We start from the raw sequence: 16,804 nt of genomic DNA on the forward strand, positions 1-16,804 counted from the left end.
CTATCTAGTCTCCTGTGAAATAGGTTTGATACTGCTCGCGAAGCTCGCGTTTCATAAATTTACCGACCGACGATTTAGGTATTTCGTTGAGGAACACAACATCGTCCGGAATCCACCACTTTGTGAATTTGTTTGCCAAAAAGGTGAGTAAATCTTCTTTATTGTCATCCGTTTGTAACGCAGCGTCTTTCAGGACGACGAAAGCAAGAGGCCGTTCATCCCATTTGGGATGCGGCACACCGATGACACAAGCCTCGAACACATTCGGATGTGCCATTAATGCATTTTCTAAGTCGAGAGACGAGATCCATTCCCCGCCGCTTTTGACCAAATCCTTGGCCCTGTCCACCAGCTTCACAAATCCTTCACTGTCAATAACCGCGATATCTCCGCTATAGAACCACCCGTCCTGGAACGATTCCTGTGTTCGGGCATCTTTGTAGTATTCCGTAGCTACCCATGGCCCGCGCAGTAGGATTTCGCCCATTTCCTTACCATCCCAAGCTACCTCACCCCGAGGTCCAACGATTTTCATATCAAGCCCAGGCACAAGCAAGCCCTGAGTAGCCCTCGCATCGTATTGTTCATCGTAAGAGGCCTCTTCCTGGTAGCTTTTGAGGCGGGCAACGGTAACGAGAGGACAGGTCTCTGTCATCCCATAAGCATGATAGAATGGAACCTTGAGCCGCTGCTCGTAGCTTTCAATCAGACTGCGCGGGGCAGCAGATCCTCCACAGACCACTGCGCGAAGGGATGATAAATCCACTTGCAGTGATTCCTGCACCTTAAGTGCGGCCGTCCATACCGTAGGGACACCAGCAGCAATCGTCACTTTCTCGTCTGCGATCAAACGAAGCAGGATGTCAGGTGTCGGCGAAGGTCCCGGAAGCACTTGCTTGCTGCCGAACCAGACAGACGCGAATGGAAGTCCCCAAGCATTAACGTGAAACATCGGCACAATAGGCAGAACGGTGTCGCGTTCAGAAAGTCCTAGTGTATCCGCCAGACCAATGGAGAGGGAATGCAGGTAGATCCCGCGATGAGAATACACCACGCCCTTGGGATTGCCAGTTGTCGCAGATGTATAACAGAGGCCTGCGGGAGCGCTTTCATTTATGTCCGCAGCGTATGTATACTGAGGGTCGCCGCCCTCTATCATGTTCTCATATAAATAGATTGGATGTAAAGAAGTAGGCGGCAATTCCTTTTTATCCGTCATCAAAATATAGCCTTCTATCGTCGTAAGTTGATCCTGGATTTTCTCTATGATAGGGAGTAAGGTCTCATCGACGAAGAGAAAACGGTCTTCCGCATGATTAAGAATATACGCAATATGCTCAGCGGGGAGGCGGATGTTGACCGTGTGCAGCACAGCCTCCATGCAGGGGATGGCGAAATAAGCCTCTAGATGCCAGTGGTGATTCCAGGCAAAAGTCGCAACCCGATCTCCTGGCTTCACGCCAAGTGCTTGCAGGGAGCTGGATAACTGCTTCGCACGTCTCCCGAAATCGGCGTACGTATACCGACGGATGTCGGTGCTTGTACGTGAAACAACCTCTTTTTTGGGGAACAAGGTTTGTGAACGTTCAAAGAGAGAGCGCAGCGTTAATGGGAAATTTTCCATGTGGAAACACCTCCGGGGATTGTCTGATTCTATTGTAATATATAAGCCGGAGGGACAGGATATGTCCGAAAAACAAGCGATTGTAAATAAAAAACCGACTCCGGCGCATGTGAACCATGCAGATGGAATCGGTTTAACTCTCGCGTATTCTTACGTATTCAAAATAAACTTTTCAATAACATGTCTAACGCCGTCGTCGTTATTGCTCTTCGTCACGTAGTTCGCCAGCTCCTTGAGCTGCGGCAGCGCATTGTCCATGGCAACGCCAAGTCCAGCGACTTCCAGCATTTCACGATCATTCCAAGCATCGCCCAGAGCAATAACGTCATCTAAGGAGCAGCCGATATGCTCAGCAAGGAAAGTGATCGCATGTCCTTTGGTACCTTCCTTATGCATGAATTCCAAGTAGTGTGGTTTGGACTTCGTAATGTGCAGCTTGTCTCCCAGCAGAGGCAGCAGCTCTTCGCGCAGCTGGTCGCAAACTTCCGGCGTATCGACGATAAGCATCTTAGGCTGCGGGATGTCAATCCATTGGCGCAGATCACCAATGATATAAGGCGTCTTAGAAAGACGTACGTAGGCTTTAATCTTTTCGTTATCTTCACCTGCATAAAGCTGATCCCCATGGTAAAGCTGTAGATGAAGATTGCGCTTTTCGCAGAAATCGAGCAGGAGGCGGGCGCTTTCAACAGGTACTGTACGCTCGTAGAGGATTTCCTCATCAAGTAGATTTTTGATTAATGCGCCTTGATACGTGATAATCGGAACATTGAGTCCGATCTGGTTGGCGATTTTGGCAGCTGATGGGAAGCTTCTTCCCGTTGCAATCGTTACGGTTACGCCTTTGGCAACAGCCTGGTGCATAGCATCAATAGTCTCTTGTGAGATGGTTAGATCATCACGCAGCAGCGTATCATCTAAGTCAGCGGCAACTAGTTTGTAAGTCATGTAGTTCTCTCCGATCCGATAAGTAGTATATATTAAAAATTCTGCTATAAGCATACCCGAATTACTTTGGAATTGCTACAATAAAGCATATAGCTGATAGGTTAAAAAGGAGGCACGAGACCGATGGCATCCCCTTATACGGACAAGCTGGAGGCTTGGCTAAGAGCACACCGCGACACGGCAAATGCGCCAAGTATGGAAGCCTATATGAAGAATCATTTCCCATTTCTCGGGATCCGAAATCCAGCACGAGTAGCATTGACTAAGCAATTCACGAAGGAACATGGCTTCCCTAAAGGTGAGGACGGGGTCAGAGTTGCCAAAGAGCTCTGGGAGTTGCCGGAGCGCGAGTTTGCCTACACGGCATTATTGGTCCTTACTGGGCTGCAAAAAGATGCAGAACGGGAGCATATCGATGTCTTGGAGCATTTCGTCGTGACAAAATCGTGGTGGGACACCGTTGATATGATCGCTGATCACTTAATCGGCTTTCACTTGCAGAGGTTTCCTGAGTTGATTCCATCCTATGTGGATAAGTGGTTAGCTTCGGATCATATGTGGCTGCAAAGAACGGCGATATTGTTCCAACTAAAATATAAACAACGGACGGATGTGCCGCTTCTGTTTAGCTGTATCAGGCGCATGGCCGATTCGAAGGAATTCTTCATCCGCAAAGCAATAGGCTGGGCGCTTCGTGAGTATTCGAAGACAGACGCCGCAGCGGTACAGTCTTTCGTTGCAAGTACGGAGCTTTCGCCGCTAAGCGTACGGGAAGCATTGAAAGTGATTCATCGTAAGGAGAAATGAATAGAAGATCCACAGCGGGGATGAATGACCCTGGAGTGGATCTTTTTTTATTTCCAGATTTTCACACAATGTCATCATACCTTACGCATATATTAACAAAACGAAATTTTCGTCATGTATATTGACATAATCATGACATTCGAGTAAAGTTATTAAAATTCTTTAAAAGCGCGTTACGAAATTGAAAGAAAAAGGAGAGATGGAAGATGAATAACATGCGGGCTAACGATCTATTAGCGAGATTACCCAAGGTTGATCTTCACTTGCACTTGGATGGCAGTGTGAAGCCAGAGACGATTCTGGATCTCGCTCGTAGGCAAGGTATTGAACTTCCCGTGTATGATAAAGATGGACTCATTCCACATATGCGAGTAGGTGAGGAGTGCGGAAGTCTCATTGAATATCTAAGCAAATTTGACTTTACTACACGGTTTTTACAATCTGCTGAAGCCTTGGAACGGGTCGCCTATGAGGTCGTCGAACAGTCTGCTGAGCATAACTGTAGATATGTGGAAGTTCGTTTCGCACCGCAGCTGCATAGGAACAACGGTTTGACGGTTGAGGAAACGATTCATCATGTGTTAGAGGGAATGAAGCGGGGGCAGCGGGATTTCGGTGTTAGAGTCGGTGTCATTGCGATCTGCATGAGAAATCATTCTTGCGAAAGCAACCTAGAAGTGATCGAAGCGGCTGCTAAGTATGTAGGGAAAGGCTTAGTCGCTGTCGACTTAGCCGGTGATGAGGCGTCGTATCCGCCGGAATGTTTCCGGGAGGTTTTTGCAGAGTCAGGAAGACTTGGTATTCCTGTCACCATCCATGCTGGAGAAGCAGCGGGAGCGAAGAACGTGTTTGAAGCCATCACGAATCTCGGCGCAGTTCGTATTGGGCACGGTGTTAGATTGAAGGAGAACAGGTCCATATTGGAAATGGTCAAGGATCGCCGCATCCCGCTCGAAATGTGTCCGATCAGCAACATCCAAACGAAGGCCGTTTCTGGTTGGGAAGCCTACCCGATTCGCGAATATTTGGAGCAAGGGCTGGTCGTAACGATTAATACGGATAACCCCAGCGTATCGGGTACGAACATTACCAATGAATATCGGGTGCTCGCGGACCGCTTTGGCTTTACGACACCGGAGCTGGTTAAGCTGATCATGAATGGCGTAGATGCCGCGTTTATGGAAGAACATGATAAGCTGTCGTTAAGACGAGAGATGGAAGAGGAAATGAGTAGTTTGGGCGTGCTCAACTAATAGCCTAATGAGAGAAGAATTCGTTGCGACCAGGCAGCGGGTTCTTTTTTGTTTAATGAGACTTGACAATATAGGGTGGGGGGGTATACTTTAAAAATAACCCTAATGAAATAACTACACCTATAAGGAGTGTTGAAAATGTCTACTATTATTTTGAAAGTTGAAGGAATGTCCTGCAATCACTGTGTGAATTCAGTTGAGAAAGCGGTGAAGGAGCTGGGTGCAGAAGGTAAGGTGAATCTGGCTAACAAAGAAGTCGAAGTGCAGTTCGATGAGACGAAGCTTAGCGTGGAAGCAATCAAAGATGCGATCGAAGAGCAAGGCTACGTGGTGCAATAATGAAGAAAATAGGCGTAATTCTCCTCACAGCGGCTCTCTTATTGAGTGCTTGTGGTAAAGCAACAACTACGGAGCACTCCGCTCATTCAGAAAATAAAGGGCAGGAACATCCAGGCCATAGCAGTGGTGAATCGGCGGAAAAAGAAGGTATTCAGGCCGTATTTAAGCTTTCGTCTGACTCCGTACAAGCCAAACAAGAAACTGAGATGACGATACAGATACTTGATAAAGACGGGAAATCAGTAGATGATTTTGAACTAAACCATGAGAAAAAGATGCATCTTATTCTGGTTAGCCAAGATCTTTCCTACTACAAGCACATTCATCCGACCTATCAAGGTAAGGGGTTGTTCACGATTCGTACAGCGCTTCCTGCAGGCGGAAACTATAAGTTGTTCGCTGATTTTAAACCTAGCGGGCAAGCGCAAATAGTCAAAAGTCACGAAATTAAAGCAGGTGGAGAGGCTGCGCCTGCCATAGCCCTTCAGCCCGATAGCAAGCTTACCGCAGCGGTGAATGGTATCGAGATATCACTGGTGGCTGATCATCTCATGGCGGGAATGGACCTGAATTTGACTTATACTTTCAAGGATGCTGCTACAAAAGCGCCAATAACCAATTTGCAGCCTTATTTAGGTGCAGTAGGGCATGTCGTTATTCTTGATGAGAAGGCGGACCTGTATCTGCATGTACATCCTGTAGATGAGAAATCATCAGGGCCAGAAGCCAAATTCAAGACATCATTTCCGAAGAGTGGTATCTATAAAATATGGGGCGAATTTCAACGGGATGGTCAAGTAATAACAGTTCCGTTTGTCGTAAAGGTGCCGTAAATGGAAACGTATATTATTACAGGCGGTTCAAAAGGACTTGGCGCTGCGATCATTCAGCAGCTTCTACAGCAGGGAGCTGCGATTCACTGCATTTCTCGCAGCTACAGTGAGGCTTTGCGCCAAGAGGCGCTGCGCGCGGAAGGTACACTTACCTTCCACGCTTACGACTTGGCGGACACGCAAGGCCTGGATTCGCTCATGGAGCGAATCCTCTGCACGGTGGATGAAGCGGATTCCATCACGCTCATCAATAATGCTGGCATGCTCGAACCGATGACGTCGATCGGCCGAGCAGACCATGACGACCTGCAGCGCAGCCTGCAGGTCAATCTCATCGCGCCCGCGCTGCTGACGAACAGCTTCATTCGGCTCACGCAGGCATGGCTGACTAAGAAGCGGGTCGCCATCATCTCCTCGGGCGCGGGGAAGAAGCCCTACCCCGGCTGGGGTGCTTACTGCACCGCCAAAGCCGGGCTCGATATGCTGACGCGGTGCGTGGGCGTCGAGCAGATGAACCAACCGCACCCGGTGGAGATCTACTCCATCGCGCCGGGTGTGGTTGACACGGATATGCAGCGGGAGATCCGCGCTGCTGAAGAAGTGGACTTCCCGCAGGTGAGCAGGTTCGTCCAGCTCAAAGAGCAGGGCGAGCTGCAATCGCCCGAAGCTACTGCGCAGCAGCTGCTCGACCTACTGAATACAAACGCTTTCGCGCAAGGCGAGATCGCCGATCTGCGCACCAAAAAGCCCGAATCGATATAGTTCGATTCGGGCTTTTACAATACCTATTGAATACTTCCTGACACAGAAGTACCTGATGACAGCTCTGAAGTACAGAACTTACAGCGTGTAGCTTGTACGGGAATTTCGGACAAGCAGTGCGGGCAAGATTTGGATGATACCACTTTTTCTTTCGGCTCTTCTTTCTTGCGGAACTTGCTAAGCTGTTTGATAACGAGGAAAATAACAAGTGCAACAATTAAAAAATCTAAAAAAGTAGAAATAAATTGCCCATACTTAAGAACGGGGGCGCCATTGTCTGCAGCAGCTTCTGCAATGGTGTTATAGTGTTTGCCATTCAAAGAAATAAACAACTCATTGAAGTTAACTCTGCCCAGTAATAACCCAATTGGTGGCATGATAATGTCATTCACAATCGAAGTAATAACCTTCCCGAAAGCGCCCCCGATAATAACCCCAACAGCCAAGTCAACCATGTTCCCTTTGAAAGCAAAATCTTTAAATTCCTTCAGCATCGCTTCGTTTACCCCCATGAGACAATAATTGTTAGTATTGTAGCATATTTGATTGCACACAAACAATTGGCGGTAAGTTTCGGTTTATCTGTTCAAGGCGTTTTTGAGTTGTGGAGATGAAATCAGGCTTGATGAATGAATATTTCGCGAAGCGCCTCGATTAGTACCGTATGATCTTCAGACGTCCCAACTGAAATCCGCACATGATCAGGGAGGTTCCAAGCTCCGCCATAACGAATAATAATTCCTTTATTCATCAGCTTTTCATAGATGTTTTTAGCGTCCGGTCCAAGCTCAACCAATAGGAAATTACTCATACTGCGTGTGAATTTCAATCCCATTCCCTGCAAACTTTCATATAACTGCTCTCTCCCGCGAGCATTCATCTCCCGTGTCGCATCAAGATGCTGATCATCATTAATCGCCGCAGTAGCGCCAACTTGTGCTAATGCATTCACATTGAATGGTTCTTTGACCTGACGGATACTATGCAAAATACTTGGTGACGCGATGCCATACCCAACACGAATACCAGCCAATCCGTATATTTTGGAGAAGGTTTGTGTTACGACGATGGGGTAGCCCATACGCACAAGCTCCAACCCATCACTATAATCATCCGCCGTTACAAAGTGACTATAGGCCCCGTCAAAAATAACAAGAACATAGGAAGGGAGCTCCTCCATAAGCCGATGTAAATCCTGTTTCTTCATATAAGTGCCTGTTGGATTGTTAGGTGAGCAAATGTAAAGCAGCTTGGTTTGTTCAGTTACAGCAGTGAGTATATCGTCAACATCATAACGGTAATCTTCGCGAAGCGGTACTTGCACGATACTTGCGCCCATTAAATTAGCCCCGAATTCATATTCGCTAAAAGTTGGAGAAGGAACAATAATCTCATCCCCTGGTTCCAAAAATGTCTCTGAAATAAGCGTAATGAGTTCATCGGCCCCATTGGTTACGAGGACTTCATCCGAAGAAAACTGTAATTTCTCTGCAATTGCCCCCCTAAGATCAACCGTGTCGGCGTCTGGGTAGCGATGGATATCGGTCAGATAAGCTTGAATGGCTGCTAATGCCAGTGGTGAAGGGCCTATTGGATTCTCGTTAGAAGCAAGCTTAGTGACCTTTTCGATACCTAATTCTCTTTGAACTTCCCAAATGGGTTTCCCAGGAGAGTACGGCTTCATGCGTGAAAGGACACTGCGAGGGCGGATGTGTTTAATTGTTGGACTCATAATAATCACTCCTACTTAATTAAATTAGTTTAATTTAATGCGTTACTATAATAATACATTAACTCGGTAAAGTAGTAAAGGATATATAATCACCATATCCCATTTTTTAGGGAACATAGTATAATATATTTAATGAGGTGAATTCTACTAAGGAAAGGACGGCAGCATGATGAGGAAAAGTAGATTTGGTATCCGTTCCAAGATTATGATTGGGTATATGTTCATCATTGTCTGTTTAACCATTTCATTTGTATTAGTTAATTATCAAGTGATCTCCATGCAGGAAGATAGAAATTATATCATCGAGCATGATTTTGCCGTCCATAATGAAACGAATCGTATCGAAAAATATGTGATGGATATGGAAAGCGGGCAGCGGGGCTATTTGCTTACGGGTGTGCTCAGCTATTTAGAACCTTACAAACTTGGCGAGTCGAAATGGAGGGAATCCTACAGTCGTCTCAGTCAACTAACTCGAGATAATAACATACAGGAGCAAAATCTTTCTTCCATTAAGGCATCAATCGAGCGATGGCTTCAGCAGAGCGGAGGGAACTCCCTATCTTCGATGAGAAATAGTATTAATAACGAAACGTATTTTGATTATAATTTTTTACTTGGGAAGCAGATTATTGATGATATACGCTCACAGTTGGATCGCTTTCGCAGCGTTGAAATGGGACTTACCAAGAGAAGAGCGGCTCACTTAGATGCACAGAATCAGATGCTTACCAAGTCTTTATTCGTCATGTTAACGCTTGTTGTTATATTTTCAATAGCAGCTGCATTATTAATTTCCCGATCTATCGTAGGGACGATTAAACAAGTAACACGAAGTATTATGCATTTAAGTTCATCGAAGAGAGATCGTTCTAAACGTATACACGTTACCATGAATGATGAGGTGAAAGATCTTGCGGAAGCAACGAATGTTCTGCTTGAGAATCAAGAAGAGATGGAGTGGCAGCAGCGAAAATTAACGGAAGTCGTTCATATGCTTCAAGGGATTTCGGACCTGGAGACACTCGGGAAAACCTTTATTAGTAAAGCGGCTGAACTGTTTGATGCTTCTTACGGTCTGCTTTATCTTCGTTCTTCCTATGAAGGTAAGGATTCTATGATTAGGTTGGCTTCTTATGCGGTCATGGGGGAAAGTGATGGCATTGGGGTTCATCGATTCCAATTGGGTGAAGGACTAGTCGGTCAATGTGCGATCGAGAAGCGAATGTTTCACCTAACAAATGTACCAGATAGTTACATTATCCTATCGTCTGGACTCGGAGCGGCGAAGGCTCAAAGTGTTCTGATCGTACCCATTTTACATAACAATGAAGTTATTGCTGTGATGGAGCTGGCCTCCTTTGATAAATTTACTCCGCTGCAGCTTGAGCTGCTGGAAGATATTCTCGAAGTGTTAGGTACAATTGTACATAGTGTGCAAACGCGTGTTGAAGTTGAGCGGCTTTTAAAAGAATATCAGATCATGACGGAAGAACTTCAAACACAACAAGAAGAACTGCACATGACGAATGAGCAGTTGGAGGAACAGAATCGTTATGCCGAAGAAAGGTCACGGGAACTAGAGAATATTAAGGCATCTTTTGAAGAACATGCGATTCAGCTGCAGCAAAGTTCTCGATATAAATCGGAATTTTTGGCGAATATGTCACACGAACTTCGTACCCCATTAAACAGTGTGTTGATCCTTTCCCAAATGCTGCAAGAAAATAAACAGGGTTCGTTGACGAAAGAAGAGCAAGAGTACGCCCGTGTTATTCATTCTTCAGGAAATGATCTTCTGCATCTGATTAACGATATTCTTGATCTATCCAAAGTCGAAGCTGGTAAATTAGATATTCATGTCGGTGAAATGAATGTATCAGAGCTTCCAGATATATTGCGAAGTCAATTTGCAAAGGTGGCCGAACAGCAAAATCTCACTTTCAGCATCATGCGTGATTCACAGGTTCCAGACATTTTCTATACGGATGAACAACGTTTAAGCCAAATTATTAAAAATTTACTCTCGAATGCCTTTAAATTTACACATAAGGGCTCTGTTCTGGTGAATTTGAGTATGTGTAGCGAGGAGCAGATTAGAGAATTTCTGCCATTGGCTAAACAAAGACAAGTTCTGGTCATATCCGTAAAAGATACAGGGATTGGGATATCTCCTGAGAAACAGCAATTGATCTTTGAGCCGTTTCGCCAGGCGGATGGAACAACGAATCGTAAATATGGAGGGACAGGCCTTGGTTTATCGATAAGCCGTGAATTAGCCCGACTTCTCGGTGGTAGGGTTATTATGCAAAGCGAAGAGGGAGTAGGTAGTACCTTCACGCTTTATGTTCCTTCATTGGAGCATGTCTTTAACGAAACTGAATCCATGCAGAAAGAAGCTGCCGCTGCGTCTTCCCCAATGATAAGTGACTTTCTGCTTAGGGATGCCTATAAGAAAGCCGCGGACCCAGCAGAGAGGAACAATTTTAGTGGAAGAAAAATACTTGTCGTCGACGATGACGTTCGGAATGTGTTTGCTCTAAGCAATGCTTTTGAGAGAGAAGGCATACTAGTTAGTGTTGCTCATAATGGACAAGAATGTTTGGAGATCATGAAGAAAGATCAGGACATCGATCTCATACTTATGGATATCATGATGCCCGTTATGGATGGCTACGAAGCCATGCGAATGATTAGGAAAGATACCCGATTTGAGAAAGTACCGATTATTGCATTGACAGCCAAGGCTATGAAACAGGACAGGGATATTTGCTTGCAAGCAGGAGCTTCCGATTATATTAGCAAACCGCTTAATTTAAGCCAATTGCTATCCCTGTTGCGTGTATGGCTGACCAAATAGAAAGACCTTTGACCCTATCCTTTTTGGATGCGGTCAAAGGCCTTTTTATTTTATGGGATTAATAATTAATGATAGCTTACTTCTTCAAATCCAAACGCACATCGCGACCATCGTCCTGCACAGATAGTTCTTTACCAGCAGCTTTCAGGGAATTAGCATAATTCACCCAAGCGTCCAGCATGATGGCGCCATCTTTCCAATCCTTCACTTCACCAAATACCGTAAAGCCATCGCCACTGCCAGTAGCCATGAAATCATTGGTTGTTACTTTGAACGTGCGATCTGTATTCAACTTGCCATCGACGTAGATAGGAGTGCCATCTACTAGGGTGATCTTGGAATATTTCTCACCGAGTGGCTTCGTGCTGTCCCATTCTACTTTCAAGCCTGAGAATTGAATAGCCGGAAGATTGGTATACTTGTCCGTTACTTCGAGTGCTTTTTTGATTTGCGCAGCAGTCATCGTACCCGTAACATTGTAATTGCCGAAAGGGAACACTTCAAACATTTTGCCATACGTCAGCTCACCTTTGTCCACATCTGCTCGAATGCCGCCAATATTAGTGAAGGCAATGTCGGATTTCTCAGAAGCACGCATGGCATCTGTGATGCTGTTTCCTAACTGGGAAGCGCCATCGCGATCAACTCCGCCATTGACAGCAAAGCGGAAAGATTTACGACTTAGCGGTTCTGCAACAACGACTTCAACTTCTCCGGATTTCGACGAAATTTTGGCTTTATAATCTTCAACCGTTTGGTGAATTTTCGCGTCAGCTGTCGTCAGGTTCGTATATGTTTCAAGCAAGCTTGCATTCGAGGATACGACTTGCTTTGTGGATTTGTCTACAAATAGTTGAATGTGCCCTACCGCGTATAGCCAGCTTTGAGCCTCAACAACAGGAATACCATTTACGATACCGGCAACACGCATGTGGGAGTGACCACCAACAATCGCATCAAGAGTACCATTCCCAGTGCCTCTTGCGAGATCAGCAAGCTCACTAATAATTTCAGCAGACTTTTGGTTTTGCTCACCTGGTAGGTGGGAGGTAACCATAATGATGTCAACACCTTTAGCGCGAAGCTCAGCAGACAACTCTTTAGCCAAAGGAACTGGATTTACAAAGGAAAGGCCTTCGATGTTTGTAGATTTCGTTGTCGTTGTAGTTTGTGGAGTTGCGAAGCCGATGATACCGATTTTCAGACCATCTTTTTCAACAATTACATAGGGCTGCGTCCAGTCAACGCGTTTACCCGTTTTATCATCGATAATATTAGCCCCGAGAATAGGGAATTTAGCTTTCTTAATGTTGTCGATCAGAACGTCACGACCGAAGTCGAACTCGTGGTTTCCGATAGCCGCGGCATCATATTGTACTTGCGCCATCGTGTCCATCACAGATTGACCATTCGTCGTATTGGAAATCAGCGTACCTTGCCATGCGTCTCCGCCATCAACAACGACCGTTCCGCCTGGATTTACAGCACGGAAATCGGTCACGATACCGCCGAGTGTTTCGATACCGCCTTGACCTTGATTGCGTTTTTTATCGAAGCCGACTTCGATTTTACCGTGAATATCGTTCGTTGTTAAAATATCAACCACTTTAAATAAAATAGGCTTAAGCGCCTTAGCTGCTTCATCACGCGTTACTTCCGCAGTAGGGTTGAAGTTTCCGTCAAGGGTAGGTGTGAAAATTCCGCTGATGACGGCATAAGCGACATAAGGTCGGGATTCTTTAGCGATAGATGAGGAATCTTTGAAGTAATTCAACACATTCTCGTTCACTTTTGGCAGTTGGCCGCCAGTTACGACTTTAACGATCAACTCAGCAAGCTCTTGACGAGTAACGGCAGCATTTGGGTGAAACGTACCGTCAGCAAAGCCGCTAATGAGCTTAGCTGCAACGGCATTCGCAACCGCTTGTTTTTGCCAATTTGCAAGGTCCGTGAACGTGACAGAACCAAGATCTGCACTTTTCAGCTTGGCAGCACGGTTAATCATTGTTACCACTTCAGCGCGAGTAGCAGCATTTGCACCACGGTAATCGGTATCTCCGTAGCCCTCAATAGCGCCGTTATCAATGGCAAGACGCATATCTGATTTCATTGAAACGGGAGAAGAGGGTGCTGCTGTTTCAGCAAATGCTAGGCTGCTAGCGAAAGAGCTAGTTAGAACAGTAACAAGAGCGAGCGCTGTAAGGCGGGTGGTCAATGTTTTTTTCATGTGTTAAAAATTCCTCCTTCAAATTAATAGAACCTCGGTTAATAAACCCATCTATTAGTATAAGGGGAAATGGTAGATTTTGAGAAGTAAAGAAATTATTATTATATGAATGAACAAAAAAAGCCATTAACCTTCCAAAGGTTACTTGGCTTGGCGTTCCGTATAAACTTCAAAATGATAGATGGTATTGCGTGTCAGCACCCTGAAATCCAATCCGTCCCGATCAATTGCTTGAACTCTAGTTGTTTTGAAAGGAATGTATTGATGGACGCCTGATAGGATCATTGGGCACCCAACCTCAGTAGGGTTCATTTCACGAAATGTCTGCCCTTGAATTTCATCAAAATCGAATCGTTCCGATCGATGCTTGGGTGTAATCCCATCCACTTCATAGATTTGAAGAAGCTTTAGTAATCTCATATTTGCACCCTCCCACCTCATCTACTTTACTCTAGTATACACTGACTTTATATCTAAGGCGAAATCTATGAACCTAACATAAACCTAATAAAGTTCTGACACTTTCCTAGATTCCAAATTATACAATTGAACCATTGATATTGGGGGTGTTGATGGGATGATGTACGCAAAAATCCTTGTCGGGGAAAAAGAAGTTCTTATGTTTTTTGAATCTATGTATCAGGATCATTTACAGATAGCGGCCCAAACGATAATGAAGCATTTATCCAATGCTCAGGTGAGAAAAGTGTTCGATGAGATTGGTTTGGTCAATATTACGAATAAAGAAGTAACGCTCTTCTCGCTGGATGGCGAAATGGAAACGCTCCGTATCTCTTAAAGACGGTCTAGTCCTCTCATGCTCTTTTCGTTACAATAGAAGGAGATGAATGGAGGAGGTTATGTACAGATGGCAGTTTTGAAGTTGGAGCATGTCGGTGTAATGGTAGCGAACTTAGAAGCGTCGATTCGTTTCTATGAAGATGTGATTGGGCTTAAGCATAAAAGTACCTTGTTACATACGAATGGTGTGATCAAACTCGGTTTTCTTGGCTTTGAAGCAATGAATGAAACTGAAGTTGAATTAATAGAGGGTTATAACGCGGGTTTACCGCAAGAGGGCAAAGTTCACCATTTGGCCTTTACTGTGGATGATATTGAAGCGGAATTTACAAGAATCAAAGGATTGGGAGTAGATCAGTTGGATGCTGAGATTACAACCCTTCCGAATGGCTCCAGATACTTCTTCTTTAATGGTTTAGACGGAGAGCGTATCGAATTCTTTCAATCTACGCGTTGATTCGTTAATAATCTGCTAGATAATGCGATTTATTAGAGATGATGTAGATTCCCTCTTGAATTTCCCTTCAATAGATAGAATGGAATACTAATGAGCTTCAATGGATGCAGAGGACTGCATCCTTTTTGTTTAGATTCTTATGTAGGAACAATTCAAAACAATTGCAATTATGGAACATTTCCAAAGGGGTTGTAATTGGTTTCCCTACGTGTTACATTATTCCTCGTTGCTTTGAAGCGGCAAATCACCATGAGTCATTAAATGGGACTTGCATTCAAACAGCAACCTATGTTATTATAGCTTTCCGACAGAGAGCGACAGAAATTGACAAGAAAAAAAGTGCTTGCAATTGATGAACGAGCTGTGGTATATTACTTCTCGCTGCTTCGGTAACACGGCAGTGAACGAAAGAAATTGATCTTTGAAAACTGAACAACGAGTGAGTAAGCGCGAACGAGAAATCGTTCAAAAAAGAGATTGCAAAATCTCGCTAGCAACGCAAATGAGCAATTAAGCTTTCAAATAGTTTTACTATTATGGAGAGTTTGATCCTGGCTCAGGACGAACGCTGGCGGCGTGCCTAATACATGCAAGTCGAGCGGACTTATCCTTCGGGATAAGTTAGCGGCGGACGGGTGAGTAACACGTAGGTAACCTGCCTATAAGATCGGGATAACTATCGGAAACGATAGCTAAGACCGGATAATTGGTTCTCTCGCATGAGAGAATTATGAAACACGGAGCAATCTGTGGCTTATAGATGGGCCTGCGGCGCATTAGCTAGTTGGTAGGGTAACGGCCTACCAAGGCGACGATGCGTAGCCGACCTGAGAGGGTGAACGGCCACACTGGGACTGAGACACGGCCCAGACTCCTACGGGAGGCAGCAGTAGGGAATCTTCCGCAATGGACGCAAGTCTGACGGAGCAACGCCGCGTGAGTGATGAAGGTTTTCGGATCGTAAAGCTCTGTTGCCCTAGACGAACAGCAAGGAGAGTAACTGCTCTTTGTGTGACGGTATAGGAGAAGAAAGCCCCGGCTAACTACGTGCCAGCAGCCGCGGTAATACGTAGGGGGCAAGCGTTGTCCGGAATTATTGGGCGTAAAGCGCGCGCAGGCGGTTAATTAAGTTGGGTGTTTAAGCCCGGGGCTCAACCCCGGTTCGCATCCAAAACTGGTTGACTTGAGTGTAGGAGAGGAAAGTGGAATTCCACGTGTAGCGGTGAAATGCGTAGAGATGTGGAGGAACACCAGTGGCGAAGGCGACTTTCTGGCCTATAACTGACGCTGAGGCGCGAAAGCGTGGGGAGCAAACAGGATTAGATACCCTGGTAGTCCACGCCGTAAACGATGCATACTAGGTGTCGGGGATTCGATTCCTCGGTGCCGAAGTTAACACAGTAAGTATGCCGCCTGGGGAGTACGCTCGCAAGAGTGAAACTCAAAGGAATTGACGGGGACCCGCACAAGCAGTGGAGTATGTGGTTTAATTCGAAGCAACGCGAAGAACCTTACCAGGTCTTGACATCCCTCTGAATACGGTAGAGATATCGTAGGCCTTCGGGACAGAGGAGACAGGTGGTGCATGGTTGTCGTCAGCTCGTGTCGTGAGATGTTGGGTTAAGTCCCGCAACGAGCGCAACCCTTGATCTTAGTTGCCAGCACTTCGGGTGGGCACTCTAAGATGACTGCCGGTGACAAACCGGAGGAAGGTGGGGATGACGTCAAATCATCATGCCCCTTATGACCTGGGCTACACACGTACTACAATGGTCGGTACAACGGGAAGCGAAGCCGCGAGGTGGAGCCAATCCTTATAAGCCGATCTCAGTTCGGATTGCAGGCTGCAACTCGCCTGCATGAAGTCGGAATTGCTAGTAATCGCGGATCAGCATGCCGCGGTGAATACGTTCCCGGGTCTTGTACACACCGCCCGTCACACCACGAGAGTTTACAACACCCGAAGTCGGTGGGGTAACCCGCAAGGGAGCCAGCCGCCGAAGGTGGGGTAGATGATTGGGGTGAAGTCGTAACAAGGTAGCCGTATCGGAAGGTGCGGCTGGATCACCTCCTTTCTATGGAGACTCGGTCTTGATAAGACCAGTCAAGTGTACGTAAGTACACAAATCGCTTACTCACTCGTGTTCAGTTTTGAAGGAGC

At 45.7% G+C, this 16,804-nt stretch carries 14 protein-coding genes and 1 rRNA gene; 9 read left to right on the plus strand and 6 right to left on the minus strand.

The annotated features are described in order from the left end of the window. Nucleotides 1-4: 4 nt before the first annotated feature. A complete protein-coding gene (locus QFZ81_RS01620; protein WP_307601194.1) occupies nt 5-1,624 on the minus strand; it encodes a long-chain fatty acid--CoA ligase in 1,620 nt (539 codons plus the stop codon). A gap of 150 nt (nt 1,625-1,774) precedes the next feature. After that, the gene (locus QFZ81_RS01625) at nt 1,775-2,572 is read right to left on the minus strand and encodes a Cof-type HAD-IIB family hydrolase (RefSeq protein WP_307434660.1); all 798 of its coding nucleotides are present in this window, start codon (nt 2,570-2,572) and stop codon (nt 1,775-1,777) included. 123 nt (nt 2,573-2,695) lie between these two features. On the opposite strand from QFZ81_RS01625, the gene QFZ81_RS01630 reads away from it, so the two are divergent. The 5 genes from QFZ81_RS01630 to QFZ81_RS01650 all read left to right on the plus strand — a co-directional run bounded on the left by QFZ81_RS01630 (nt 2,696) and on the right by QFZ81_RS01650 (nt 6,566). After that, on the plus strand, nt 2,696-3,379 hold the full coding sequence (locus tag QFZ81_RS01630) for a DNA alkylation repair protein (RefSeq protein WP_307434657.1): 684 nt from the start codon (nt 2,696-2,698) through the stop codon (nt 3,377-3,379). 206 nt (nt 3,380-3,585) lie between these two features. Continuing rightward, entirely contained in the window at nt 3,586-4,632 is a 1,047-nt protein-coding gene (gene add, locus QFZ81_RS01635) for an adenosine deaminase (RefSeq protein WP_307601196.1), read from the plus strand. 138 nt (nt 4,633-4,770) lie between these two features. Then, on the plus strand, nt 4,771-4,971 hold the full coding sequence (locus QFZ81_RS01640; protein WP_307601197.1) for a copper ion binding protein: 201 nt from the start codon (nt 4,771-4,773) through the stop codon (nt 4,969-4,971). Then, nucleotides 4,971-5,804 carry a hypothetical protein gene (locus tag QFZ81_RS01645; protein WP_307601199.1) on the plus strand — a complete coding sequence of 278 codons (834 nt, stop codon included), beginning with the start codon at nt 4,971-4,973 and terminating at the stop codon, nt 5,802-5,804. The genes QFZ81_RS01640 and QFZ81_RS01645 overlap by 1 nt, the downstream gene beginning before the upstream one ends. After that, complete coding sequence (locus QFZ81_RS01650; RefSeq protein ID WP_307601201.1) at nt 5,805-6,566, plus strand: (S)-benzoin forming benzil reductase; 762 nt, start codon at nt 5,805-5,807, stop codon at nt 6,564-6,566. A gap of 23 nt (nt 6,567-6,589) precedes the next feature. Here the strand turns inward: QFZ81_RS01650 and mscL are convergent, their stop codons facing one another. Next, the gene (gene mscL, locus QFZ81_RS01655; protein ID WP_307434642.1) at nt 6,590-7,060 is read right to left on the minus strand and encodes a large conductance mechanosensitive channel protein MscL; all 471 of its coding nucleotides are present in this window, start codon (nt 7,058-7,060) and stop codon (nt 6,590-6,592) included. A gap of 122 nt (nt 7,061-7,182) precedes the next feature. Then, the gene (hisC, locus tag QFZ81_RS01660; protein WP_307434640.1) at nt 7,183-8,298 is read right to left on the minus strand and encodes a histidinol-phosphate transaminase; all 1,116 of its coding nucleotides are present in this window, start codon (nt 8,296-8,298) and stop codon (nt 7,183-7,185) included. Nucleotides 8,299-8,464: 166 nt separating this feature from the next. On the opposite strand from hisC, the gene QFZ81_RS01665 reads away from it, so the two are divergent. Then, nucleotides 8,465-11,158, plus strand: a complete 2,694-nt coding sequence (locus QFZ81_RS01665) for a response regulator (RefSeq protein WP_307434637.1) — start codon at nt 8,465-8,467, stop codon at nt 11,156-11,158. 76 nt (nt 11,159-11,234) lie between these two features. Here the strand turns inward: QFZ81_RS01665 and QFZ81_RS01670 are convergent, their stop codons facing one another. Further along, nucleotides 11,235-13,385 (minus strand): 5'-nucleotidase C-terminal domain-containing protein, encoded by a 2,151-nt coding sequence (locus QFZ81_RS01670; RefSeq protein ID WP_307601203.1) that lies wholly within the window; start codon nt 13,383-13,385, stop codon nt 11,235-11,237. A gap of 141 nt (nt 13,386-13,526) precedes the next feature. Next, nucleotides 13,527-13,805, minus strand: coding sequence for a hypothetical protein (locus QFZ81_RS01675; protein ID WP_307434626.1), 279 nt, complete (start codon nt 13,803-13,805; stop codon nt 13,527-13,529). A gap of 157 nt (nt 13,806-13,962) precedes the next feature. Between QFZ81_RS01675 and QFZ81_RS01680 the strand changes: the two genes are divergently transcribed. The 3 genes from QFZ81_RS01680 (at nt 13,963) to QFZ81_RS01690 (ending at nt 16,718) form a co-directional block, all read left to right on the plus strand. Next, the gene (locus QFZ81_RS01680; RefSeq protein WP_307434623.1) at nt 13,963-14,184 is read left to right on the plus strand and encodes a hypothetical protein; all 222 of its coding nucleotides are present in this window, start codon (nt 13,963-13,965) and stop codon (nt 14,182-14,184) included. A 69-nt stretch (nt 14,185-14,253) separates the two neighbouring features. After that, on the plus strand, nt 14,254-14,643 hold the full coding sequence (locus QFZ81_RS01685; RefSeq protein WP_307601205.1) for a VOC family protein: 390 nt from the start codon (nt 14,254-14,256) through the stop codon (nt 14,641-14,643). Between the two features lie 533 nt (nt 14,644-15,176). Next, a 16S ribosomal RNA gene (locus QFZ81_RS01690) occupies nt 15,177-16,718 on the plus strand. Nucleotides 16,719-16,804 lie beyond the last annotated feature (86 nt).

Origin of the sequence: Paenibacillus sp. V4I9, assembly GCF_030817295.1 — a bacterium.
Lineage (GTDB): Bacteria > Bacillota > Bacilli > Paenibacillales > NBRC-103111 > Paenibacillus_E.